Annotated in this window: 27 protein-coding genes and 1 pseudogene; 27 read left to right on the top strand and 1 reads right to left on the bottom strand. The window is 34.0% G+C overall.

Features of this window, described 5'->3' with window-relative positions; genetic code table 11:
• The first annotated feature begins 151 nt into the window (after window positions 1-151).
• The 10 genes and pseudogenes from ABE048_RS08935 (at window position 152) to ABE048_RS08890 (ending at window position 8,847) form a co-directional block, all read left to right on the top strand.
• Window positions 152-1,450, top strand: coding sequence for a DEAD/DEAH box helicase (locus ABE048_RS08935; protein WP_430310729.1), 1,299 nt, complete (start codon window positions 152-154; stop codon window positions 1,448-1,450).
• Window positions 1,451-1,467: 17 nt separating this feature from the next.
• A complete protein-coding gene (locus ABE048_RS08930) occupies window positions 1,468-2,358 on the top strand; it encodes a deoxyribonuclease IV (RefSeq protein ID WP_430310727.1) in 891 nt (296 codons plus the stop codon).
• Window positions 2,359-2,595: 237 nt separating this feature from the next.
• A complete protein-coding gene (locus ABE048_RS08925) occupies window positions 2,596-4,182 on the top strand; it encodes an amidohydrolase (RefSeq protein WP_430310726.1) in 1,587 nt (528 codons plus the stop codon).
• A gap of 200 nt (window positions 4,183-4,382) precedes the next feature.
• The gene (locus tag ABE048_RS08920; protein WP_430310724.1) at window positions 4,383-5,141 is read left to right on the top strand and encodes an aminoglycoside phosphotransferase family protein; all 759 of its coding nucleotides are present in this window, start codon (window positions 4,383-4,385) and stop codon (window positions 5,139-5,141) included.
• 83 nt (window positions 5,142-5,224) lie between these two features.
• The gene (locus ABE048_RS08915) at window positions 5,225-5,692 is read left to right on the top strand and encodes a GNAT family N-acetyltransferase (RefSeq protein ID WP_430310722.1); all 468 of its coding nucleotides are present in this window, start codon (window positions 5,225-5,227) and stop codon (window positions 5,690-5,692) included.
• Between the two features lie 22 nt (window positions 5,693-5,714).
• Window positions 5,715-6,407 carry a Type 1 glutamine amidotransferase-like domain-containing protein gene (locus ABE048_RS08910; RefSeq protein ID WP_430310721.1) on the top strand — a complete coding sequence of 231 codons (693 nt, stop codon included), beginning with the start codon at window positions 5,715-5,717 and terminating at the stop codon, window positions 6,405-6,407.
• A pseudogene (locus tag ABE048_RS08905) lies at window positions 6,404-6,814 on the top strand (NUDIX hydrolase); the annotation flags it as partial. The gene ABE048_RS08910 and the pseudogene ABE048_RS08905, both read left to right, overlap by 4 nt.
• 99 nt (window positions 6,815-6,913) lie before the next feature.
• Window positions 6,914-7,621: a class I SAM-dependent methyltransferase gene (locus ABE048_RS08900; protein ID WP_430310763.1), complete on the top strand. Its 708-nt coding sequence runs from the start codon at window positions 6,914-6,916 to the stop codon at window positions 7,619-7,621.
• A gap of 84 nt (window positions 7,622-7,705) precedes the next feature.
• The gene (locus ABE048_RS08895; protein ID WP_430310719.1) at window positions 7,706-8,170 is read left to right on the top strand and encodes a DinB family protein; all 465 of its coding nucleotides are present in this window, start codon (window positions 7,706-7,708) and stop codon (window positions 8,168-8,170) included.
• A gap of 11 nt (window positions 8,171-8,181) precedes the next feature.
• A complete protein-coding gene (locus ABE048_RS08890) occupies window positions 8,182-8,847 on the top strand; it encodes a hypothetical protein (protein ID WP_430310718.1) in 666 nt (221 codons plus the stop codon).
• A gap of 368 nt (window positions 8,848-9,215) precedes the next feature.
• On the opposite strand, the gene ABE048_RS08885 is transcribed toward ABE048_RS08890, so the two are convergent.
• Complete coding sequence (locus ABE048_RS08885) at window positions 9,216-9,557, bottom strand: zinc ribbon domain-containing protein YjdM (protein WP_430310716.1); 342 nt, start codon at window positions 9,555-9,557, stop codon at window positions 9,216-9,218.
• Window positions 9,558-10,016: 459 nt separating this feature from the next.
• Between ABE048_RS08885 and ABE048_RS08880 the strand changes: the two genes are divergently transcribed.
• The 17 genes from ABE048_RS08880 (at window position 10,017) to ABE048_RS08800 (ending at window position 25,262) form a co-directional block, all read left to right on the top strand.
• Complete coding sequence (locus ABE048_RS08880; protein ID WP_430310714.1) at window positions 10,017-10,427, top strand: DUF5082 domain-containing protein; 411 nt, start codon at window positions 10,017-10,019, stop codon at window positions 10,425-10,427.
• Between the two features lie 6 nt (window positions 10,428-10,433).
• Complete coding sequence (locus ABE048_RS08875) at window positions 10,434-10,709, top strand: TIGR04197 family type VII secretion effector (RefSeq protein ID WP_430310713.1); 276 nt, start codon at window positions 10,434-10,436, stop codon at window positions 10,707-10,709.
• Window positions 10,710-10,729: 20 nt separating this feature from the next.
• Window positions 10,730-12,319 carry a T7SS effector LXG polymorphic toxin gene (locus ABE048_RS08870; RefSeq protein WP_430310711.1) on the top strand — a complete coding sequence of 530 codons (1,590 nt, stop codon included), beginning with the start codon at window positions 10,730-10,732 and terminating at the stop codon, window positions 12,317-12,319.
• An 18-nt stretch (window positions 12,320-12,337) separates the two neighbouring features.
• On the top strand, window positions 12,338-13,102 hold the full coding sequence (locus ABE048_RS08865) for a hypothetical protein (RefSeq protein WP_430310709.1): 765 nt from the start codon (window positions 12,338-12,340) through the stop codon (window positions 13,100-13,102).
• Window positions 13,103-13,557: 455 nt separating this feature from the next.
• On the top strand, window positions 13,558-14,367 hold the full coding sequence (locus ABE048_RS08860; protein WP_430310708.1) for a hypothetical protein: 810 nt from the start codon (window positions 13,558-13,560) through the stop codon (window positions 14,365-14,367).
• 41 nt (window positions 14,368-14,408) lie between these two features.
• On the top strand, window positions 14,409-14,567 hold the full coding sequence (locus tag ABE048_RS08855; RefSeq protein ID WP_430310706.1) for a hypothetical protein: 159 nt from the start codon (window positions 14,409-14,411) through the stop codon (window positions 14,565-14,567).
• Complete coding sequence (locus ABE048_RS08850) at window positions 14,564-15,196, top strand: hypothetical protein (RefSeq protein ID WP_430310705.1); 633 nt, start codon at window positions 14,564-14,566, stop codon at window positions 15,194-15,196. The genes ABE048_RS08855 and ABE048_RS08850 overlap by 4 nt, the downstream gene beginning before the upstream one ends.
• Window positions 15,197-15,241: 45 nt before the next feature.
• Window positions 15,242-15,685 carry a DUF5085 family protein gene (locus ABE048_RS08845; RefSeq protein ID WP_430310703.1) on the top strand — a complete coding sequence of 148 codons (444 nt, stop codon included), beginning with the start codon at window positions 15,242-15,244 and terminating at the stop codon, window positions 15,683-15,685.
• Between the two features lie 3 nt (window positions 15,686-15,688).
• On the top strand, window positions 15,689-16,141 hold the full coding sequence (locus ABE048_RS08840; RefSeq protein ID WP_430310702.1) for a DUF5085 family protein: 453 nt from the start codon (window positions 15,689-15,691) through the stop codon (window positions 16,139-16,141).
• Between the two features lie 705 nt (window positions 16,142-16,846).
• Window positions 16,847-17,482: a TetR/AcrR family transcriptional regulator gene (locus ABE048_RS08835; protein ID WP_430310700.1), complete on the top strand. Its 636-nt coding sequence runs from the start codon at window positions 16,847-16,849 to the stop codon at window positions 17,480-17,482.
• Between the two features lie 74 nt (window positions 17,483-17,556).
• A complete protein-coding gene (locus ABE048_RS08830; RefSeq protein WP_430310699.1) occupies window positions 17,557-18,699 on the top strand; it encodes an acyl-CoA dehydrogenase family protein in 1,143 nt (380 codons plus the stop codon).
• Between the two features lie 38 nt (window positions 18,700-18,737).
• The gene (locus tag ABE048_RS08825; protein WP_430310698.1) at window positions 18,738-20,381 is read left to right on the top strand and encodes an AMP-binding protein; all 1,644 of its coding nucleotides are present in this window, start codon (window positions 18,738-18,740) and stop codon (window positions 20,379-20,381) included.
• 11 nt (window positions 20,382-20,392) lie between these two features.
• Complete coding sequence (locus ABE048_RS08820) at window positions 20,393-21,754, top strand: acetyl-CoA carboxylase biotin carboxylase subunit (protein ID WP_430310697.1); 1,362 nt, start codon at window positions 20,393-20,395, stop codon at window positions 21,752-21,754.
• Between the two features lie 53 nt (window positions 21,755-21,807).
• Window positions 21,808-22,020: an acetyl-CoA carboxylase biotin carboxyl carrier protein subunit gene (locus ABE048_RS08815; protein ID WP_430310696.1), complete on the top strand. Its 213-nt coding sequence runs from the start codon at window positions 21,808-21,810 to the stop codon at window positions 22,018-22,020.
• Window positions 22,020-22,928 carry a hydroxymethylglutaryl-CoA lyase gene (locus ABE048_RS08810; RefSeq protein ID WP_430310695.1) on the top strand — a complete coding sequence of 303 codons (909 nt, stop codon included), beginning with the start codon at window positions 22,020-22,022 and terminating at the stop codon, window positions 22,926-22,928. The genes ABE048_RS08815 and ABE048_RS08810 overlap by 1 nt, the downstream gene beginning before the upstream one ends.
• On the top strand, window positions 22,928-23,707 hold the full coding sequence (locus ABE048_RS08805; protein ID WP_430310694.1) for an enoyl-CoA hydratase: 780 nt from the start codon (window positions 22,928-22,930) through the stop codon (window positions 23,705-23,707). Before ABE048_RS08810 ends, ABE048_RS08805 begins: the two co-directional genes overlap by 1 nt.
• Before the next feature lie 16 nt (window positions 23,708-23,723).
• Window positions 23,724-25,262, top strand: a complete 1,539-nt coding sequence (locus tag ABE048_RS08800; protein ID WP_430310692.1) for an acyl-CoA carboxylase subunit beta — start codon at window positions 23,724-23,726, stop codon at window positions 25,260-25,262.
• The last annotated feature ends 430 nt before the right edge of the window (window positions 25,263-25,692 follow it).

Below are 25,692 nucleotides of genomic sequence, written 5' to 3'. Positions count from 1 at the left end.
GCCGTATTACCTGTAATGCGAGATAAAGCAATTTAGGAAAAAACGTCACGAGGAATTGACGAATGTTCTATTAATAGATATCATATGCAAATGGTCTACTTAATGTACGAATCGTGTTACAATGAATGTAGTAAGTTAGGAGGGACAATATATGTCCAAATATACAGATTATAATTTCCAGCCCTTTTTACGAGAGGCTATAGAGAAATTAGGCTTTACAGAGCCAACCCCGATTCAAAAAGAAATGATTCCACTCATCCTCAAAGGTAAAAGTGCAATCGGCCAAGCCCACACAGGTACAGGGAAAACACACAGTTTCTTAATCCCAATCGTTGAACGAATCCGTCAAGATAAACAAGAGGTACAAGCTGTTATTGCTGCTCCTACTCGTGAGCTTGCATCACAAATTAATATCGAACTTCAAAAGTTAATTGAAGGAACAGATATTCAGTCAAAATTATTTATCGGAGGAACTGACAAGCAACGTTCTATCGACAAACTAAAAACACAACCACAAATTGTCGTTGGTACACCGGGACGAATTCGTGATTTAGTTAAAGAACAAGCGTTACTTGTGCATACAGCTTCAATGCTCGTTATAGATGAGGCAGATCTTGCATTTGACATGGGCTTTATCGAAGATATTGATCAATTTGCATCGCAAATGCCTGAAAATCTTGAAATGTATGTGTTCTCAGCAACAATTCCAGAAAGCTTACAACCTTTCTTGAAAAAATATATGACATCACCAATCCATGTACATATGGATGATAAAAAACCAGTAGCGGAAAACTTAGATTTCTATTTAATCCCTACTCGTAGTAAATCGAAAAACAGTAAGCTATTAGAAGTAATGCATGCTATTAATCCTTACTTAGCAATTATTTTTACGAATACACGTAAACAAGCTGATTATGTTGCTGATTTCCTATCAAATAATGGACATCGTGTTGGACGTATCCATGGTGATTTAACACCACGTGATCGTAAAAAAATGATGAAACAAATTCGCGACTTAGAATTCCAATACATCGTTGCAACAGACTTAGCTGCTCGTGGTATTGATATTCCAGGGGTTAGCCATGTTATTAACTACGAATTACCACAAGACCTTGAATTTTTCGTTCACCGTGTTGGTCGTACTGCACGTGCGGGTAATAAGGGTGTTGCGATTACAATTTTCGAACCTTCTGATGAAGATGCAATTGCACGCGTAGAAAAAATGGGTATTCCATTTGTCGCAAAAGACCTCAAAAATGGCGAAATCGTTGAAATGAAAGAACGCCATTCACGTGAAAAACGTGAGAAAAAATCAGATGAAATCGACCGTATTGCAAAATCAAAAGTACGTAAGCCGAAAAAAGTAAAACCAGGATACAAGCGCAATATGCGTTGGGAAATGGAAGAAATTAAGAAGAAAGAACGTAAAAAACGCCGCCGCCAACGCTAAAAGGAGGATAAACCCATATGTTAATTGGTTCTCATGTATCGATGAGTGGTAAGAAAATGCTCCTTGCTTCGAGTGAGGAAGCTGCTTCTTATGGTGCTTCTACCTTTATGATATATACAGGAGCCCCTCAGAATACTCGTCGTAAACCTTTAGAAGAATTGAACATCGAGGCAGGACTTCTGCATATGCAACAACACGGTTTATCGAATATCGTCGTTCATGCTCCGTACATCATTAATCTTGCGAACACTACCAAACCTGAAGTATTTGCGCTTGGTGTGGACTTCTTGCAAAAAGAAATCGAACGTACTTCGGCAATTGGTGCAACGCAAATCGTATTACACCCAGGAGCTCATGTTGGTGCTGGTGCAGATGTGGGAATCGCGAAAATTATTGAAGGCTTGAATGAAGTCTTATCTGCTGATTACCCAGTTCAAATTGCTTTAGAAACGATGGCTGGTAAGGGTTCAGAATGTGGACGTACATTCGAAGAACTAGCCAAAATTATTGATGGTGTTACAAACAATGAACGCCTATCTATATGTTATGATACTTGCCATACACATGATGCAGGCTATGACATTATCAATGATTTTGATGGTGTTTTAGAGAAATTTGATAAAGTCATTGGAGTTGAACGTATTAAAGTACTTCACATTAATGACAGCAAAAATGTCTGTGGTGCTGCAAAAGACCGTCATGAAAATATCGGCTTCGGCCATATTGGTTTTGATGCATTAAATCGAATCGTACATCATGATGCTTTCACAGGAATTCCGAAAATCCTTGAAACACCGTGGGTTGGCACAGATGCTAAAAACAAAAAAGCACCATATGCATACGAAATTGAAATGTTCCGTTCTGAAAAATTTATGCCAGAAAAAATCGACGCATTACGCGGAGAATAAAGATATAATTTACCCACTCCTTTTGTGAATTACAATGGAGTGGGTTTTTTGTATTTTTTATTAATGTACAAAGTAGCTAGAGTAGTGCATGATAAGTATTTTCTTCATCAAATTGAAAGAGAACGAATAGTTCAAAAAAATATAAACATGCAATCGTTGCCAAAAAACAATCAAAATAAGATAATATATCCAACTATAGAATTTTGAATAATTAGAAAAAATGGAGTGAATTGAAAAATGAAACAACTTTGGTATGGCGGAACCATTTATACTATGGAACAAGAAAATGAAATCGTTGAAGCTGTTCTAGTTGAAAAAGAGAAAATTTTAGCCGTAGGATTATTTGAAGAATTAAAGGGTCAGGCAGATGAACAAATTAATTTACAGGGTGCGATAATGTATCCAGGATTCGTGGATAGTCATCTCCATATGATTTTTCAAGGTGAAAAATTGATTTGGCTGGATTTATCAAAAGCAAACTCTGCTGAAGAAATGTTAGAAATGGTGAAAGAGATATCACAATCCATTCCAGAGGATAAATGGTTATTTGCTGATGGGTGGAATGAAAATAACTTTGCAGATAAACGAATTCCTACTAAGGACGAGCTTGATGCGATTCGTAAGGAACCGATTCTCTTAAAAAGAGTCTGTCATCACGTTGTATTGTGTAACACAGCAGCTCTTGAAGCAGGTGGGATCTCTGAAATAAGCGAATCACCGGCAGGAGGAGATATTGGAAGAGGCAGAGATGGTAAATTAAATGGACTGTTATATGAAAATGCAGCAGAACTCGTTACTGCGGCCATCCCAAGAGAAGGGGAAGCATATATTGATATGCTGACTTCGGAACTTAATCTTGCTGTCAATCAAATGTTGTCACTTGGTTTAACGGGTGGTCACACTGAGGATATGCATTATTTCGGAGAATTTATCAATCCATTTACTGCTTTTCGTCGTGTAATTGGCGAAAATCATCATTTCAGAGTAAATTTATTGCGTCATAATGCTGTTTTCAAAGAAATGATAGAAGCAAATGTAGAGTATGATGAGCCCTTCATCGAACCAGGTGCAATGAAAATTTTTACTGATGGTTCATTAGGAGGTTCTACAGCAGCACTTTCAGAACCATATGCAGATAACCCTGAAAATAGCGGCCTTTTAATTCATTCGGATGAAGAGCTCGAAAATTTAGTAAAGCTTGCACGCAAATATGGAGCAGCAATTGCTGTTCATATGATTGGAGATGCTGGAGCTGAACAAATTTTGAATGCTATCGAAAAATACCCAGTACCAAAGGGGAAACGTGATCGCTTAATCCATGTATCTGTATTACGTGAAGATTTAATTAGTAGGATTACCAAATTACCCGTTGTTGTAGATGCTCAACCAGCCTTTGTATCATCTGATTTTCCTTGGATTATAAAGCGCTTGGGTGAGAAGCGATTAGATTATGTTTATTCTTGGAAAACACTATTAAATAGTGGTGTCATGTGTGCAGCAGGAACAGATGCTCCGATTGAAGATATCAATCCACTCCTAACGATTTATGCAGCTGTAGAACGGAAAAAGCCAAGTGAGGAGTGTAATGGCTATATTCCAGAACAAAAACTGACACGTTTCGAAGCTATTCGAATGTACACAGTCGGCAGTGCTCAAGCAATCTGTAAAGAACATGAGCGTGGACTTATTAAACCTGGTTACGTTGCTGACTTTTCTATATTTGACCGTGACTTGTTTGAAGGATCATCTGAAGACATACTTAAATCAAAAGCAGTGAAGACCGTTGTTGCTGGACGCGTAGTATTTGATCGTGCTAAAGCCTAACTATAAATATGGTTTCTAAGAACTCTGATTGACTTGGCAAGCAATAGTTTGCTAAGTCTTTTTGTTTTTCTTTAAGTATGATAATGTAATTGTATGAATTATTGGTATATTTAACTTTATTAGTTAAATATGTATTAGATTAAGAGTCCGAAAAAATCTTTTCTAGAAAGCGAGAATTGCTAGCTAAGTTAGGAGAATATATGACTATTTTAAATAAAATATTAGAAAAATATTTAAGACTTCCATTTGAAATAACGAAAGGTTCACAGCAAGGATGGACTTCAACGGTATTTCAAGTTAGGGATGTTGAAGGTGAATATATTTTGAAAGTATGCGAAGAGCCAAAATACAAAGAATGGCTTAGAAAAGAAGCAAACATATTAGAGATGGCTCAAGATAGCTATAAGAATGTAGTTCCTCAGTTTATTGGATTTTTCGAAGACAAAGAGCGTGCATATTTACTTATGTCTAAAATACCTGGTATCAATCTAACGCAGGCAATAATTTTAGCAGAAAATGATGAAGAAAAATTCCAATTGATCGAAAGCTTTGGTACATTTTTATGTCAGTTACACAAACAACCAATTGCAAATCAAAAGATACAAAAAGAATGGTTAGATTCACAATTGCAACAAGCAAAAATTTATGCTGAAAATGGATTATGTGATGGTTCTCTTGAACTTTTAGAAAAGCTCAATAATAATCGTCCAAAACTTGTTAAACAAGTAAGGATTCATGGTGATTGCACAACAGATAATGTAATGGTTTATAACGATAAAGTGATTGCTTTTATCGATGTTGCATTTATGACAATCGGTGATCCACGATATGATGAAGCACTTGCAATAAGAAAATTTACAGAACAAGAAAAAGAGGCATTTTACAAAGGGTATACACGAAATAAAATTCAGGATAAAGAATTTACTTATTTCAATAATGGGTTATATGAATTTTTTTAATATGTTGAAATTAGAAGTATAGACTATTTGAAAATTTATTATATATAGTACAAAAAGTACAATAAAAATTGAGGGTGATTTACATGGAACTTACGATATATACAGATCAATATTATCAATTGATTGAAAATTACAAATTAACTGAAGAACAGCTGAATTTTACAGGAGCTCCAACAGAATGCATCGAATTATCTAAGAAGGATACTGATCGTTGCTCAATATTAGCTATTGAGCAAGAACAGCTAGTAACTTTCTTCGTGTTACATAGAAATGAAGGAGTAAAAGACTATAGTCAAAATAACAAGGCTATTTTATTACGTGCTTTCTCAACAGACGCAAGACATCAAGGACAAGGGTATGCGAAGAAATCTTTAGAGCAATTGCCACAGTTTGTCAAAAATGAATTTTCTAACGTTGATGAAATCGTATTAGCTGTTAATGTAGCAAATAGCGCTGCACAATCTCTTTATAAAAAAAGTGGCTTTATCGATGAAGGCGTACGTACTATGGGGAAAAAGGGCGAATTAATCGTGATGAGTTACTATTTATGAAATCATATTAGGGGGGAGAAATATGAAACAAATTATTGCTTTAGGCGGAGGTGGATTTTCGATGGAGCCGGAAAATCCTTTACTCGATCAATACATATTAAGCCAATCCCAAAAAGAGAATCCTAAAATTTGTTTTCTGCCAACAGCAAGTGGAGATGCAGAAAACTATATTAAAGGATTTTATGACTTTTTTAGAACACAAGATTGTGATCCTTCTCATTTGTCTTTATTTAATCCACCAACCAGAGATTTAGAAACTTACCTACTAGAGAAAAATATTATTTATGTTGGAGGAGGAAATACAAAGAATTTACTAGCTTTATGGAAAGAGTGGGGCTTAGACAAGGTTTTAAGAAAAGCGTGGAATAATGGAATTATTTTAGCAGGAATTAGCGCTGGAGCAATTTGTTGGTTTGAGGATGGATTAACGGATTCTTTCGGAGAGAGACTTGAACCCATACAATGTTTAGGGTTTCTAAAGGGGAGTTATTGTCCTCACTATAACGGAGAAATGAATAGAAGACCGTCTTATCAACATCTTATTGGAACAAATATGATTAAAACAGGTGTAGCAGTTGATGATGGTGTAGCTATTCACTATATTAATCAAGAAATTAAGGAAATCGTTAATTCAAGACCGAATGCAGGAGCTTACCGGGTAACTTTAAAAAATAAAGTATTAGAAAAGTCTCTTCCTGTGAGGTATTTAGGATGAAAACAATAACTGTTGATTGGGGAAGTCAAAAAGTAAATTTAACCTGGTTGCCAAATTATCAATTGCAAAAAAAAGATATCGTTACAAGTGTTCACGCAATTTGTATTGAAAATAATAAAGTATTACTCTCAAAAATTAAAGATAGAGGATTTAACTACCCTGGGGGTCATATTGAAAAAGGCGAATCACCAGAAGAAGCACTTCATCGAGAAGTCTATGAAGAAGCATATGTCAAAGGGGATATTACTTATTTAGGCGTAATAGAAGTCAATCACAAAGGAAATCCGTTTTTTGATATTCATGGAAAATACCCAATTGTTGGTTATCAAGCTTTTTATAGAATGGATATTAAAGCCTGTGATTCATTTTTAAGAGAAAACGAAGCAGAAACTCGTATTTGGGTCGAACCTTCAGAAGTCCCATATGTAATAGAAGATCATGAAATTGCGTCAATTATTCTTGAAGAGGCTTTATCTTCTAAAAAAGAACAACATAATATGAATGGAATAAAAAAAGATATTACAAATGATGAAGATCTAAAAAAGATGCTAGATTGTTCTTTACGTGATTCTGAAACATTTTGGAATGAATTTTACTCTAACCGTGAAAGAAACATCCCATTCTTTGAAAATAAACCGGATGAAAACTTAGTTAGTTATTTTAAGCTTGGATATCTAAACGCCGGAAAAGCATTAGATTTAGGATGTGGCCCTGGGAGAAATGCAATTTTCCTAGCTGAAAATGGTTATAAAGTGGATGCAGTAGACCTATCAGAACAATCCATAAAATGGGCAACTGAAAGAGCAATGGAAAGAAATCTAGAAATCAATTTTATCAATCAAAATATTTTTGAATTGAATGCTGAAGAATCCAAATATGAATTGATATATGACTCAGGATGCTTCCACCATATAGCTCCACATAGAAGAATGGACTATATTCATCTGATAAAAAAATCTCTAAAACAAGGTGGATACTTTGCATTAAATTGTTTTATTGAAAATGGACCACTAGGTGGATCGGATATTTCCGATTGGGAAGTGTATCGAGTGAAAAGCCTGCAAGGGGGTCTAGGATTTACTGAAGATAAATTAAAAGGAATATTTCATGATTTCGATTGTATTGAAATTCGAAAAATGCGGAAAGTGAATGAAGATGAACCTGTTTTTGGGGTTGAAGGATTGCTAACAGCGATTTTTCAAAAAAGAGGTTAATACAATAAGCGTGCAATAAAGTTAAAACTCCATCAAAACAATTAATCAGAAAGGGGGATAATTGAAATCAATTCGAAAGAGAAAATGCTGCATCATTATAAAACATCAATTCAATATGTTGAAGGTTTAAGAGATTTATCAGAAATTCAATGGTTTACGCCAATTGTCGAGGGAAAGTGGTCTACTTGTGAAATCATAGGGCATTTAATCTCATGGGATAGATTTCTTACAGATATAAGACTACCGAATTTATTCATTAAAAATAAAAAGGTGACAAGTCCAAATGTACATGAAATGAATACGATAGCGGCATCTGAGAGTAAAGAAAAGCTGAAAGCGGATGTTATTCAAGAATTCATAGATGAAAGATGGAAATTATTAAGAATCCTTAATGATTTGTCAAATGAAGTATTTAATCAAGCTTTCAAAATCGGTAAAAGTAATTTGGCATTGGGAGAATATTTTGAGGGTTTAATTGAACATGATTTGCATCATTTTCAGCAAATTACAGATTTCTTAAATGCTTTTGAAGAAAAGAGTGTTAAGTAGGGGAAAAAGGAATGAAAACACTAGGATGTTTACACGCACATTATTCAAATATTAACTATCTTGAAAAAGCTCTTGAAGAGTATCCAATTGCTCTACATCATTTTGTAGATCCTGGTTTGATGATACGGATAAAAAATGATCCAAACCTCACACATGAAGAAGCAAAGAGAAAGGTATTGGAACAAATTGATTGGATAGCAGCAAGTGAAGTAGATGCCATTGTTATCACATGTACAAATTATATTGCCATATTAGATGATGCAAGTAAGTGGAGTATACCTATCATCAAAATTGACGAACCATTTTTCAAAGCTTTTTCACAGTTACCTTCGCCAAGAACACTGATTTTTACCAATCATGAAACGGTTGATGGAACAACCAAAAGACTTAATCATTACTTACATCAAAACAATAAATCAAATAACTATAGTATTAAATTGATACCTAAGGCATTTGGGTATTTAATGGATGGAAATATTGATGTACATAATGAAATAGTTGTTAAGAAATTAACTGAACTTAAAAGCAATCATCCAGATTACTTAGCTCTTGCTCAGTTGTCAATGGTAGAAGCGGGGAAAAGTACGAATGAAGGAATATTAAATCCATTAGATCCATTGATAGAAGAAATTCTAACTCAGCTGCATATTTCGAACTTAAATGAATCAGTAACATAAGTCTATTTTCGATTTTAAATAAGAACGTTTCAAAACAATTACTTTTCCATATTCAGATTTTGATGTTCCGCTACAGACAGGCGCTTTCCGAAGTCGGATAGGATAAAGCTATAAAGAAATGTAAAACTAACGTTCGCAACAGTTCAAAAATTTCCAGGGAAATTAAAAAGAGCCTAAAACAAAAGAAATAGCATCTTCAAAGAAATTTGTAACGATTCTTTGGAGATGCTTTTCTTTTTCAATATTGGCAAAAGATCACTCTATAAAAAGCAGTTGTTTGGAAACAATCCTAACAAGCACCTCTCGCAAGTTATCTTTCTTATATATTCATGCCATTCTTTTTGAAGTTGAACCTTTTTATGGTAAAATTACAGTTTTTTTACATATATTGACTTGATATAAAGGGCGCCAAATCCATCAGCTTTACCTTCTACATCGTGTCCATCTACATCAACAAAACGGATATTTTTTACTTTCGTTCCTACTTTAATATTTGACGTTGCACCTTTGACGTTTAAATCTTTCACAACGGTTACGGTGTCTCCTTCTGTTAAAGGATTGCCTACGCTATCGCGAATAATGCTCGCCTCTTCTGCTTCTTGTTGCTCATGTGCTGTCCATTCGTGTGCGCATTCTGGGCAAACGAATAATGATCCATCTTCATAAGTATATGTCGATTGGCATTGTGGACAATTTGGAATTTGTTCCATCTTCTTTCCTCCAATTGATTCTATTTCCCCTCTAGCTTGCCATAAAATGCTCATTTCTACAATCTATTTCTACAATCGTCATAAAAAAGATATAAGTTTCTCTAAACAGCTTATCTTTTTTACATTTATAGATAAATATAGGGAACTTCTGTAATCCGATTAAATGAAGACGCTTTTTTATTAACGATGCAGGTTACTTGAAGATTATTCGTTGAAGGTGAATTTAAATAATAGTAGTAATCGCGTTTGAAAATCCTACTTATTTCTCAAATCAATATTTGAATAAAACGGCAATCCATAATAATGAATAAGGTAAATTACTTATGTAAATCGAAAAATATAGGAATATTTTAATTGGTAAATACATGACAAAAGTTCTGTTATTTGGAAAACTCTTGATTCAGGAAGTGTAAATGTTGGAAAATAATACATATAACCATTTTGAAAGTAGGTGTGAATTTGGATAAAGCGGAACTAATTAGTAGAAAATCTGCTTTGCAAGGACAAATAGCGCAAAAGAGACAGCAAATTACTATTTTAAGTGGCAAAATCGAACGACTTAAATCTGCAAAAGCACAACTAACCGAAGTCATACATGAAAGTAATAACTATAAAAGAAAAATTCAAAATAATACTATAGATACAACTCTTTGGAAAGGTATCACTAAAAATAAGTATGAAAATTTAGTTCATAACATTGAACAATCTTTGAGTGATTATATCCGTGATTTAAAGGGAGTCGAAAATAAAATGGAAGATGAAATTGATCGATTGACCAATCAGTTAAATCTTTGTTATTCGGAAATCGCCTCTTTACAATCTAGTATTTCAAGCCTCAATCATTCTATTGAAAAAGCAAAGGAAAGGTGATGGTACATGGGGGAAGTTTCTATAAATCAATCGGTTTTTAACTCAATGGTTAGCCATGCAAAAACGGCTAGAACTGATTTAGAGGGAGTTAAAGCGATAAATTTTACATTAAAAGATACAGATTTAAAGAGCATAAAAGAACAGCTAAACGTTATAAAGGATTTTCAAAATGCATTAACTTTATATAACAAATTACTTGAGACAGATTTAAACAAGCTGCAAGCAATAGGGGATTCTATGGTACAACAAGATGAACAACTAGCAAATCTTATAAAAAAATAACATGCTAGGAGTTGAAAATCATGAAGGTAGCGATGGAAGAATTGCTAGATCTTCAATTAGAGTTAAACAATAACGTGAAAAATATCACTGCTAAACTAGATACAATAAAACAAAAAACTAATAATATTAGCAAATTACATTCATTTCAAGGTGAAGCAGCAACTTCAACAAAAAAATATTTTCAAGTTGTTCATGGTCATACAATAGAAGATTTACAACAAACGGCTCTACATTTAAAGAAAAACTATTCTCAGATTATTACAACCTTTCAACAAATGGTAGATCATTCTTCAAGTGCAATCATAACAAAAGATTACTTGCTTGACTTAAACAATGATATGAAAACATTTAAAAAAGACGTTACAGATACACACCATGAGGGTGAGCAAATCATAACGAGTGTATCAGATATTATAGCCTTACAAGTACCTTCAATTTCGTCCTTTAATAACAATGTAGGTTATTCAAAAAAGCATGTTACGGAAGTAAATGAGAATTTTCAACATTTTGACCAAAAGGCACTAAACATTGTCCAAAACACAAAGCAAGAAGTGGAAAATGTGATGAAGAAAATTGCAGAATACGCCGCAAATAGTGTAACAGGATCAAGTAAACTTCCTCAACTAAATCCAAAAGACTTTGGAAAAGTGGATCAAAATGGAGAATTTGAGTTGGCTACTATGTTAATTGCAATGGTGGCTGGAAGTAAATCTTTTGCTAAAGTACTAAAAAATATTAATAAGGCAAATACACTGATGACTGCTGCTGCACAACTATATGTCTATTACAAGCTTGACCCAAAATCTCGGAAAATTTTAAAAAATAGAGGTGTACATGCTTTTACAAAGGAACAATATCGAGCATTTAATAACTTACTTTCAACTACTTTATATAAATTCAAAACGAAAGAATTTATGCATCATTTAGGGGGATTTAAAACAAAGGCTTTTACTGAAGATAATTATAAAGTTTTGAAAGATAGTTTAGAGGCATACGGAAAAGAACGCGGAAAACTTGCAATGCTTCGAGAGTACGATAAATTATTCGGATTAGATAAATATAGACAGTTCAATAAATTATCCCTATCCAAGAAAACTTTAAAATTGGCAACCACATTTGGTGATGAATTAGCGGGAAAAAAATATAAAGCAACCAAAAAGACAATTGAATCATTACCAAGTTGGAAAAATCCTAAAATAGCCTATAAAAATGCTGCAGAAAGTTTTAAGGAAAGTACTAAAGGTATGAATTCATTAGGAAAAAGTATGAAAGTTATGGGGAAAGGACTAGGGCCACTTGGTGTAGGAATCAGTGCAGTGGATAATTATAAAACTTACAAAGGAGATACACAAAAGGTTGTAGTTGGTACATTGGTAGATAGCGCTTTTGGTGCGGGAGCTGCAGCAACAGGTGCAACAATTGGATCTGCATTTTTCCCTCCAATTGGTACAGTGGTTGGAGCTGGAACAGGAATAGTTGTAAGTAGTTTAGTAAATCTTAAGAGAGGAAATCCACCAAAAAGTATAACAGATAAAACAAAAGATCTTGTTAACGAAGGGGTTAATACTGTAAAAAATATAAGTAAAAAAGTAGTAGGTTGGTTTAAATAAGGATTAAGAGGTGCATAAATGATACATTTGACCGAAAAAGATTGTATTAATATTAAATATGAACTACAGAAAGGTCGATTGACAATACCAGGAATTAGAACATATCTTTTGGGGGTACTTTTATATTCTGGATTTACGGTAGGTGTTTCATTATTTGCTGCAACTGGTAACAATGTAGGATGGGAAACACTCTCTAGTGGTTGGCATACGATTTACTATATTGAGATGATTTTATTTGCTATAAATATATTGATCATTTTATTTTGTTGGAAAATTAATAATATTAATCAAAAAATTTTAGTAATAGCAATTATTCTGTTTACATATAAAACAGCACTAGATCAATATATTGCTATTTTAATGTTTTCAAAAGATAGGGATATATATGATTTTTATGCCCCATTAGTATTAATGATAATTGCAATAGGATTCATAGTTCAAATAATTGTATTAAGAAATTGGATAAAAGGAATAGAGGGGATTAATAAATTAAGAAATAAAAAAACAAAAAAGAAATTATTATTTCCAGTTTTATTTTTATTTGCAGTTTTAGTTGGAACTATTTTTAACAATAATTTGTTCATGGATAAAGAAATTGCGTTTATTTTTGTAGTTGCGTCAGTAGTTTATATTGCAATGCTTATAGGACAATGTGAATTTATAATTGCAGCTTATTGTGTTTTCCGGTTCCCATCCTTTGCAGTCAATTCACCTCAGAAGAAGCAGCAATATTTAAATAATAAGAAACAAAAAAAGAAAAAAAGAAAGAGGAATAATTATTGAAAATAGTTTTAATTTGTAAAAGAATTCTATTTAAGTCCGTTAAGAGGTAGTAAATGACAAAAGTAATAATGAAAAACTTTTCAAATGTGAAATATGAAATGCAAAAAGGTAGACTATTATTATTTTTTTACTTTAACAACTATCATAACAAAAAATGAATTATTTCAAGAGCTATACCTATTATTTATGATTATATCTTTTACAATTGTGTTTACATAGCTATGCTAATTGGAAATTGTGAATTTATACAGCTGCTTATTGTATTCTTCGCTTTCCCTACTTTTTAGTTAATCCTTCTAAGAAGAAGCAAAAATATGTAAATAAAACCTAGAAGAAAAGAAAAAAATAAGATATATCTTATACCTCAATCTTTTAATTATTTGATTTTAAAAATTTTTATCAGAAACTCTTAGCATGAACTTCTTTTTAAGGGGAGCAGATATTATTGGTAACAAATGATACTGCAACAAATTTTTAAGGGTGAGAGTGAAATAATTAACAGTATTAGTGAAAAATATTTTTCAGACTTTAAAGAAATTGTAGATACTCGTCTTAATATAAAAGGTATGCGTAGATTTCTTTTTGGAACTTTCCTAGTAACATGTTTTATGGTGGGGATACCATTGTTAAATATTGCGAATTCAGAAGACTGGAAAACTATCGGTTGGAGTCAAATTTCTGATTTTTGGAAATTATTTTTTTGTTTTGAATTAGTACTAGCTTCTTTTCAAATTTTAATTCTCCTTTTTTGTTGGAAGGAAAATAACTTTAATCAAAAAATATTAAGTATCTTAATAATTATTTATGGATATAAAATGTCCATCGATCCATATGTATTTATTTCTTATGCAGCAATGGATCGGGGAGGATTCGAAAATATAAAAATCTATTTATTGTTTATTCTTTTACTAGGATTGTTATTACATTTTATTTTTCTTTATAGTTGGATAAGTAAATTGAAAAAAGGCGGTTTTTCTTTAAATGGAAATAAGGATACTAAAAAAGCTAGTAATAGTTTCAAATTTTTATTTCCTATAATATTTGTAATTCTTACATTTTCAGTTTTATTAATCCGAAGAATACCAGAATTTGAAATCGTTATTTTGGTGATAGGATCAATAATAATTCTTATTGGTATGGCTTATGCAGTATGTGAATTTATAATTGCAGCGTTTTGCATTTTCCGCTTCCCGTCCTTTTCAGTTAATCCACCTCAGAAGAAGCAAGCATTCATAAATAAAAAAAGAAAAAAGAGTAAAAGATAAAAAGTGTTTAGCTTTTTATGTAAAATGATAGTGGTGAAAAGATGAATCATTTAAGTGAAAAATATTTTACAGGTTTCAAATATGTTTCAGAAGACAGACTTAATAATGGTGGAATGTATACTTTTAATATTAGTACATTGTTATTTTCAGGTATTACGGTTGGAATTCCATTCTTTTTTATTATGAAATCCGAAAATTGAATACTATTAGTTGGGAACAATTAACTCCTTTTTTTCAAAATGTTTTTAAAATAGAGGGAGTCTTATTAATACTGCAACTATTAATCTTACTTTTTTGTTTTCTTGAAAATAATTTTACTCAGAAAATATTAAGTGTCTCAATCGTTACGTATGCTTATAAAATGGCAATTGATCCGTTTGTTTTTATTTCTTATATAGCAATGGATAGAGGGGCGTATGAAAATGTAAAATTCTATTTAGCGGTAATTTTATTAATAGGATTAATACTCCATTGTATTTTTCTTTATCATTGGATACGAAAAATTAAAAGAGGTGAGTATGCATTAAATACCTCAATAAAGAGCCAATCAAATAATAGCAACAAGAAATTTGTTTTATTCCCTATTGTTTTTGCATTCGTCATCTTTTCTTTTTTACTAATTCGTAATATTCCAGGTTCTGATAATATTATTTATTTAATTGTAGCTATTGTACTGCTTATTTGCTTGGCCTATGCAGTTTGTGAATTTATCTTCGTTTCATATTGTATTTTCCGCTTCCCTTCATTTGCAGTTAATCCACCTCAGAAGAAGCAACAATACGTAAATCATAAGAATCTAAGAAAGAAGAAAAAGAAGAACAAAAGATAACTAGAAATTCCATATACCTACTCTAGATTAGAAAGGGGATTTAAGATGATTGTACGTGAAGAATCATTAGTAATTCAGAATGTCATTTGTGTGGAGGAAATTATTCCACATGAGGAATGGTATTTACCGGCTTTGAGTTTACGTAGAAATTTAGTCAATAAAGATATTTATTATACGAGTCCAGTTGTTTTTAAAGCAGAGGAGATGAAGAATGAGCCTGCTTTTGGTAAATATACTTACTATATTGGATTAAACGCAGCTGTTGAAGTGAGCGATGATGCAGAATTTAAACAGCTAGAGTTTTTGGAGATAACACCTGCTATTTATGTGCGTTGTGCAGAAGTTGATGAATTAGAGGAAGCATACAAACTATTAAGAAATTATGCGGGTGAGAATGATTTAGTGATTGAGGAGTCTTTTTACCATGTATGTTTTGATGCATTTGATCGTGTGATTATGGATATCTATGCTCAAGTGAAAGAAGGGTGAGAAATGGTTATTGATTTCGAAACGATTATGCACAAAAACGTTGTGTGGCATACATATGAAATACATTATCGCCAATTTGAACTCGCAATGGAGGATTTTAATAACAAACTAGTTAAAGCGAATTTAACGGTTGCAGGTCCACTTTTTTACGCATTATATAACATTCCTTTTGATGAAAGAATGTTAATAGATATCTACATTCCCGTTGAACAATCCTGTGTTTCGAAAGATTCGGATTTATATTTTCAAAGTTATTTCTATATTGATGAAATGTTAATGACAAGAGTAAGAGAAGATTTTGAAGCGAAAACGGAACTAGCATACGATGATTTGTTTCAATTTGCAGCGAAACATAATTACAAGATTAACTCACCCATCTACCATATTTTAAGAGGTGACGACGAAGGGGAATGGGTAGAATTGAAAGTAAGAGTATTTAAGGAAGATGAAAGTTGAACTGTTATACATTTAATCATTATGCAACTAACTGCATTGCGGTTGTTTATTTCTAAACATAACTAAATGAATCAATTTCATAAAGCAAAATTCATATATAATATACGAACATTTAATGTTATCTCATTGCAAAGCTTTCGACGGCGACTCTTTGAAAATGCATTCGCATTTCTTTCTTCGATGTTCATTCTATTTCACTGCCGAGTAGACTTAACACTCGCCCACGAAAAGCGACCGTCTGTAGCTGAACATCCACATCTGGATATTGAAAAGTACATGCGATATAACGTTGGTGTTTAAAAAACAAAAATGGATTTATGAAATTAATTCATATTAATGATTTCAACATATTTTAAGGGGAACTAATATGTTGAAATCATTTTTTTTGCTTAGAATATGAGCTGAAGTACATATACGACATTTTATATTGTCCTTGTATCGATAGTTTTACAGTGGAAGGGAGCTTAGCGAAAGTGTCAAATTTAAAAAGTAACAAGGGATTTCATATTCAAGCAAAGAAAATTTAACAAAATAAATATAATATTCTATAGAATATAGTAGAATATTTCGTATTTTTAGAGAATAAAGTATACATATAGTAGACTTTCATTTTAGATGCTGGTGTATTTTAATTGTGTTATTAGAATTTTCTAAAAATATTTTCGCGGCATTCATACACAAGGATTTGCAAATGGGGAGATATAAATGTCCAAGCAATCGATTAAAGAACGCATTCTTGAAACAGCGTTGGATTTATTTCAACAAAAAGGTTATCACGGTGTTTCGGTAGATGAAATTGTTGAACAAGCAGGAACATCAAAAGGGGGTTTTTATCATAACTTTAAATCAAAAGATGCCCTTTTATACGAAATTCATAATGTATTTATTTCCTTTGTTTTACAACAAACAAAAGAAGCCTATGAAAATCATGATAACCCGATTGAAAAAGTGAGTGCTATGTTGTATACATTTACAAATGTATTTGATGTATATAATCGGCATATCATTGTTTTTTATGAGGAAGGAACCTATTTACCACCAGATTATAAACTGATCATGAAAGAGAAACGAACTGAGTACCGAAAGTTAATCGAACAAGTAATAGAAGACGGAAAGGAGAGTGGATATTTTCGAAAAGAAATTTCTACAACGATTACAACAATGGCGATAATTGGTATGGTCAACTGGACGTATAAATGGTACCGAAAGAATGGATCATTAACAATGGAACAAATAACCTTGTATTTTAATGATTTAATACTTAGAGGAATTCTAACAGATAAAGGTTATGAAGAAGCATTATCACTTCAACATTTACTAGTTAATGTAGCAACCAAATAAGGGGTTTATAAACAGATTTAAAAACCGACTAGTCGGTCACAAAAATAATAGGGGAAATGGAAGGGGAATTGAACATGAATTTTGAATTAACTAAAGAACAACAAATGATTCGTGATATGGTACGAGATTTTGCAAAGGCGGAAATTGAACCACATGCACGTGAACTTGATGAAACACATACTTTCAGAAAAGAAAGCTTTGACAAAATGGCTGATTTAGGACTTTTCGGAATTCCGTTTCCTGAACAATACGGTGGCTCAGGTGGTGACACTATTTCATATGCTTTAGCTGTTGAAGAAATTGGCCGTGCTTGTGGCGGTACAGGATTAAGTTATGCAGCAGCTGTAAGTTTAGGTGCAACTCCTTTTTATAACTTTGGTACAGAAGAGCAAAAGCAAGAATTTTTAGTCCCAATGGCTGAAGGGAAGACGCTAGGATCATTTGGGTTAACTGAACCAAATGCAGGTTCTGATGCTGGTGGTACAAGAACTAAAGCGTACTTAGATGGTGATGTATGGGTGATTAATGGAGAGAAATGCTGGATTACCAATGCTTCGTATGCTCGCCAAATCGTTGTAACAGCTGTGACAGGTCAAAATGAAAGAGGAAAAAATATTATTTCTGCTCTTATTGTCCCAACTGATACTCCGGGAGTAACAATTCGCTCTGATTACAAAAAAATGGGAGTTCGTGCATCGAATACATGTGAAATCATTCTTGAGAATGTCCGTGTGCCAAAAGAAAATGTGCTAGGTGATGAGAAAAAAGGCTTTGGTCAGTTTTTAAACACTTTAGATGGTGGACGTATTTCCATTGCAGCACTATCAGTTGGAATTGCACAAGCAGCATTTGATAAAGCATTGGCCTACTCAAAAGAACGCAAACAATTTGGTCAGTCTATTTCAAAATTCCAAGGAATAAGCTTTAAACTAGCGGATATGGCGATGGAAATTGAGTTAGCCCGTAATATGGTAATGAAGGCAGCTTGGTTAAAAGATCATGGTAAGCCATTTAAAAAAGAAGCAGCATTCGCAAAATTGTTTGCTTCTGAAACGGGCTTTAGAACATGTAATCAAGCCATTCAAATCCATGGGGGTTCAGGTTATATGGCGGAATACGATGTAGAACGTCATTTACGTGATATTAAGTTAATGGAAATTGGCGAAGGAACTTCTGAGATTCAAAGAGTTGTCATTTCTCGTATTTTAGGTTGTTAGTTTTAAAACAAATGAAAAAATAGGAGGAGGATATTTGCATGGCAGAACTTGTTTATCAAACTATTGGCGAGTTATTGGAAGAAAAAAAGGGATTGGATCCTGACAGAGAAGCACTTGTTTATGCTGATCGCGATTTAAGGATGACGTATGCACAGTTTAATGAGCATGCTGATGAGGTAGCAAAAGCTTTAATGGCAATTGGTCTAGAAAAAGGTGACCATTTTGCTGTATGGACAAGTAATGTACCAGAGTGGCCAGGATTACAATTTGGATCTGGGAAAATGGGGGCTCCTCTAGTAACTGTTAATACAAATTATCGTACTTCAGAATTAGAGTATTTATTGAAGCAATCTGATTCACGTGCACTTGTATTAATTGATCAATTACGGGATTACTCATTTATCGAAACACTTTACGAAATTTGTCCAGAGTTAAAAACAAGTGAGCCAGGGCAACTTGAAAGTGAACGTCTACCACTTTTAAAAACTGTTATCGTAATAAGTGATCAACATTATCCTGGTACGTTTAGTTATGATGAGTTTCTTTCAAATGGTCAAAAGATTTCTGATGAACAACTTGCAGAGCGCAAAAAGTCCTTATCCTATGAAGATGTTATTAATATTCAGTATACATCTGGTACAACTGGTTTCCCAAAAGGTGTTATGTTACGACACTCCAATTTAATCAATAATGCAATTAATATTGCAGAGTGCATGAAGTTAACAAGTGAAGATAAACTTTGTATTCCTGTACCGTTTTTCCATTGTTTTGGTTGTGTAATTGGAACATTAGCAATTGTTTCTGTTGGAGGAACAATGGTACCAGTGCAGGAGTTTAAAGCAGAAGAAGTATTACGTACAGTTGAAAAGGAAAAATGTACAGCACTCCACGGTGTGCCAACGATGTTCATTAACGAGTTGAATTTACCGAATATTAAAAATTTCGATTTATCATCTCTGCGGACAGGTGTAATGGCAGGGTCCAATTGTCCAATCGAAGTGATGAAAGATGTTATGAATATCATGGGGATGAAAGATATTACGATTTGTTACGGACAAACTGAATCATCTCCTGTTTTAACTCAAACACGAACAGAGGATCCGATTAGCTTAAAAGTTGAGACAGTTGGTCGAGCTTTGCCAAATGTTGAAGTGAAAATTATGGAGCCAGGAACAAATATTGAACTACCTAGAGGTGTGCAGGGAGAAATTTGCGCACGTGGCTATGTTGTGATGAAAGGCTATTATAAAAATCCAGATGCAACAAGGGAAGCAATTGATGAAGAAGACTGGCTGCATACCGGAGATCTTGGAACAATGGATGATAATGGCTATGTTCGTGTAACTGGAAGGTTGAAAGATATGTTCATACGTGGTGGAGAAAATATTTATCCACGTGAGATTGAAGAATTTTTGTATCAACATCCTAAAGTTTTAGATGTTCAAATTGTGGGGGTACCAGATGAAAAGTATGGGGAAGAGGCAACTGCTTGGATTATTTTAAAGGATGGTCAAACAGCATCTGAAGAGGAAATTCGAGCATTTTGTGATGGGAAGATTTCTCGTCATAAAATCCCTCGTTATATTTACTTTGTCAATGAATATCCAATGACAGCATCAGGTAAAATCCAAAAATTTAAGCTACGCCAACAGTTCGATGGGTTTGCAAAATCCCTAAAATAAGGAGGGTTCTCATGTTTAAAAAAGTGCTGATAGCAAATCGTGCCGAGATTGCAAGAAGGATAATACGAACTTGTAATAGACTAGGGATTGAAACAGTAGCAGTCTACTCTGAAGCCGATGCAGAAAGTTTGTATGTTAAAGAGGCAACAGAAAGCTACTGTATTGGGAAGCCACCGGTATCTCAAAGTTATTTAAATATAGATGCAATCATCGATATAGCTAAAAAGTCGAAAGCAGAAGCGATTCATCCAGGATACGGATTGTTATCTGAAAATGCTACATTTGCAAAACGTGTAGAAGATGAAGGACTTATATTTATTGGACCTAAATCAGAAGTGATTGAGGCAATGGGTAGTAAGTTAAAAGCACGTAGAACAATGGCAGATGCTGGCGTACCGATTGTTGAAGGTGTCAATGAACCGATTGCTGATACAGATGAAGCAGCAAAAATTGCTCAAGAAATTGGTTATCCAGTTATGTTAAAAGCATCAGCTGGTGGTGGCGGTATTGGAATGCAACTTGTTCATGATGAAGTGGAACTTCGCAAAGCATTTGAGGGAAATCAAAAACGCGCCCAAAGTTTTTTTGGAGACGGAACGATGTTTATCGAAAAATATATTGCTGAACCACATCATGTAGAGGTACAAATCTTAGCAGATCATCATGGTCATATTCTTCCAGTTTTTGAACGAGAATGTTCAATTCAACGTAGAAATCAAAAAGTGGTAGAGGAAGCACCTTCACCGTTTATTTCACAAGAAACTCGTGAAAAAATGTTAGATGCAGCAGTAAACGCAGCGAAGACAATCGGTTATACAAATGCTGGAACGATTGAATTTTTAGTTGATACTAATCAAAATTTTTATTTTCTAGAAATGAACACGAGATTACAAGTTGAGCATCCTGTTACAGAAGAAATTTCAGGACTTGATTTAGTTGAAGAACAATTAAAAATTGCAAATGGTGAGATTTTAACGGTTACTAGACAAGATTTAAAGAAAAATGGTCATGCGATTGAAGTGCGAATTTATGCAGAGCATCCGATTACATTTTTCCCTTCACCAGGTAAGATTACAAATTTAGTTTTACCTTCAGGTGATGGCATTCGTCATGAAGTGGCAGTCGAAACAGGAAGCGAAGTCACTCCATTCTATGACCCAATGATTGCCAAATTAATCGTCTGGGCTCCAACTCGTACCGAAGCTTGTGAAAAATTAATAGATGCACTTTCTAATTATGTCATAGAAGGGATTCACACAAATATTCCTATGTTATTAGATGTTATCAAGCATGAACAGTTCAAAAGTGGAGTAACAACGACAAAATTCGTAGAGGAATTTTATATACCTAATAAATCAACGATCAGTAAATAAACTAGAACTGATAAATTGCAAATAATAAACAAATTTAAATGGAGGGATATTATATGACAATGGTAAAAGCAAGTATGGCGGGGACTGTTTGGAAAATTCTTGTTTCTGAAGGGGAAAAAGTAGAAGCTGGACAAGATGTCGTAATATTAGAATCTATGAAAATGGAAATTCCAATTGCAGCAGAAGAGACAGGAACAGTAAAGCAGGTAATTGCTACAGAAGGTGATTTCATTAATGTGGATGACGATTTAGTGGAGATTGAATAATGATAGCACTTCCGAAGAGAGTTCAACTGAAAGAAGTTGGTCCACGTGATGGTCTGCAAAACGAAAAAAGTTTTATCGAAACAACAGACAAAATCGCTTTTATCGATCGTTTAAGTGAAACAGGGCTCGATTACTTAGAGGTAACGAGCTTTGTTCATCCTAAATGGATTCCACAACTAGCAGATGCTACAGAAGTATTAAAAGCTATTAAACGTAAAAAAGGCATTACATATGCTGCACTAGTGCCAAACAGTAAGGGGCTGGAACGTGCATTAGAAGCAGGCGTAGATGAAGTTAGTATCTTTATGTCAGCTAGTGAAGGACATAATAAAGCGAATATCAACAAAACCATAGATGAAACGTTTCCTATTTTAAAGGAAGTAGTAGATGGTGCGATATTTTCAGGGAAAACAGTGCGCGGTTATATTTCAACGGTAATTGCTTGCCCATATGATGGGTATGTAAGTCCTTCTCAAGTTGTAAAAGTGGCTGAACGGCTATTTGAAATGGGGATTACCGAAATTTCCCTAGGAGATACCATTGGGGTTGGTGTACCAACACAAGTCGATGCTCTTCTAAATGAGATGTTACAGTATTTTAATGTCAATCAATTAGCTATGCATTTTCATGATACTCGTGGAACTGCATTAGCAAATGTGATGACAAGTCTCTCTCATGGAATTCATAAATTCGATAGTTCAATTGGAGGACTAGGTGGCTGTCCTTATGCAAAAGGAGCATCAGGCAATGTAGCCACAGAAGATTTGTTGTATTTACTTCATGGGATGGGTATTGAAACAGGAGTCAGTCTTGATAAAATCGAGCAAAGCGCATTATTTATAGAACAAAAAATTGGAAAGCGATTAAATTCAAAGTTAGTGGCAGTTGCACGAGGGGAGGAACTATGATGTTACAGTTCGTTCAACTAGAAATTGATCAAGGTATTGCAAATTTAACATTATCAAGAGCTGAGGCGGCAAATGCATTATCTGTTCAAATGTTAAGAGAGTTAAAAGAAACACTTGAAATAATTCAATACCATCAAGAGGTTCGTGTCGTTATTGTCACTGGACAAGGAGAAAAAGCTTTTTGTGCGGGTGCAGATTTAAAAGAACGAAACGGAATGAATGAAATAGAAGTTAGAAAAACAGTTGCAATGATTGGTCAAACGGTAAATATGTTTGAATCACTAGCTCAGCCAGTGATTGCAGCTATTAATGGTGTTGCCTTTGGTGGAGGTTTAGAATTAGCGCTTGCCTGTGATATTCGGATAGCGAGTAGTCAAGCAAAATTGGGTCTTACAGAAGCTTCGCTTGGTATTATTCCAGGAGCTGGAGGTACGCAACGCCTTCCGAGGTTAATAGGGCTTGGCAAAGCAAAAGAGCTGATTTATACAGCACGTCGATTATCTGCTGAAGAAGCTAAGGATTATGGAATTGTTGAACATGTTGTAGCGCCTGAGGAATTAGTTTTAAAAGCAAAAGAACTTGCGAGTGAAATGGCGAAAAATGCACCATTATCTCTTGTTCAAGCAAAGAAAGCAATGAATCAAGGCATGCAAACTGATATTGCAACAGCTCTGCAAATTGAAACTTTAGCTTATAGTCGTTTACTCCAAACAGAGGATCGACTTGAGGGTTTAAATGCTTTCAAAGAAAAGCGAACACCAGTTTATCTTGGCAAATAAAAGGGGGATGGAAGAAATGACAGAATTAACAGCTGAAAACAAACATAAACAACTAAAAGATACAATTCTTAGTGGTGGAAAAGTAAAATATCACGAAAAAAATAAGGAGCAAGGGAAACTTTTTGTTCGTGAACGCTTAGAGCTTTTATTTGATGATGGGATACTTGCGGAAGATGGTACCTTTGCCAATGTACTTGCTGGAGATTTACCAGCTGATGGAGTTGTTACGGGAATTGGAAAAATACACGGTCGTACAGTCTGTGTCATGGCAAATGATTCAACCATAAAAGCAGGATCTTGGGGAGCACGTACTGTAGAAAAAATTATTCGTATTCAAGAAACGGCTGATAAGCTTGGAGTTCCATTATTTTATTTAGTAGATTCTGCTGGTGCACGCATCACCGACCAATTAGAAATGTTCCCAGGTCGTCGCGGTGCCGGACGTATTTTTTATAATCAAGTAAAATTATCAGGACGAATTCCACAAATTTGCTTACTATTCGGTCCTTCTGCTGCGGGTGGGGCTTATATACCAGCATTTTGTGATGTTGTTGTCATGGTAGAAGGCAATGCATCCATGTATTTAGGTTCTCCTCGAATGGCTGAAATGGTGATCGGTGAAAAAGTGGATCTTGAAACAATGGGCGGTGCTAAGATGCATTGTTCAGTTTCAGGTTGTGGAGATGTATTAGCAAAAACAGAACAAGAAGCAATTGCCTATGCACGTCAGTATATCAGTTATTTCCCAAACAATTTCAAAAACAAACCAACAATTGAACAACCGAAACTACCTGCTACATTCGAGAAATCGATTGAAGAATTGATTCCTACTAATCAAAATGTTCCATTTAATATGTATGATTTAATCAATCGTATTATTGATGAAGGGTCATTTTGTGAAGTGAAAAAATTATTTGCCGCGGAAATTATTACTGGATTTGCACGGATAAATGGGCAATCTGTAGGGATCATTGCAAACCAACCACGAGTTAAAGGTGGTGTGCTGTTCCATGATTCAGCGGATAAAGCTGCAAAGTTTATAAACCTTTGTGATGCTTTCCATATTCCTTTACTATTCCTTGCAGATGTACCTGGCTTCATGATTGGTACGCAAGTGGAGAAAGTGGGGATTATTCGTCACGGAGCAAAAATGATTTTTGCAATGAGCCAAGCAACTGTACCAAAAATTACAGTAATTGTTCGAAAAGCGTATGGTGCAGGACTATATGCAATGGCAGGTCCAGCATTTGAACCGGATGTTTGTATTGCATTAACTGGAGCACAAATAGCAGTTATGGGTCCAGAAGCAGCAGTAAATGCAGTGTATGCAAATAAAATCGCTGAACTGCCAAAAGAAGATCAAGCAAAATTCATTGAGGAACGCCGCAATGAATATCGCGAGGAAATTGATGTGTACCGTCTGGCTTCGGAGTTAATCATTGATGATGTAATTGAGCCAAATGATCTGCGAGATACGTTAGAAAAAAGATTAGAAGTTTATCAATCGAAGGAAATAACATTTACAGATCGTAAGCATGGTGTTAGTCCAGTCTAAAGATTATTCAATTGTTGTTCATCAAAAAAAGGCGAAATGCTAAAAATGCATTTCGCCATTGCACGTTTGAGGGGAGTATGTAACATTAAAGAGAGTAAATATTGAGCCATTTCCATACATAATGATTCGCTAAATAAATATTTCTAAAATACTTTGATTGACTCAATTTAATACTGCAAAATTTATAAAAAATATATAACCATTTCATGATATTCAATTTTTGTCATTTCAACGCTTTCTATGGGGATTCCTCGAAAATGCATTAGAATTTCCTTCGTGCGATGTTTATTCAGTGAGGATCATTCATAGTTCGATGAGAAAAGCTGGAACTGAATGCCCCGTGAACGTAGTGAATGCTCTGAATTAGTAATTAATATGAAATTTATAATAAAGATCTTGTATAGCTATCTTTATTGATGTGGAAATAGCG

The sequence above is a fragment of the Rummeliibacillus pycnus genome (genome assembly GCF_050459865.1).
Lineage (GTDB): Bacteria > Bacillota > Bacilli > Bacillales_A > Planococcaceae > Rummeliibacillus > Rummeliibacillus pycnus_B.
The sequence above is the reverse complement of the archived record's forward strand: the minus strand, read 5'-3'. Positions and strand labels throughout refer to the sequence as shown.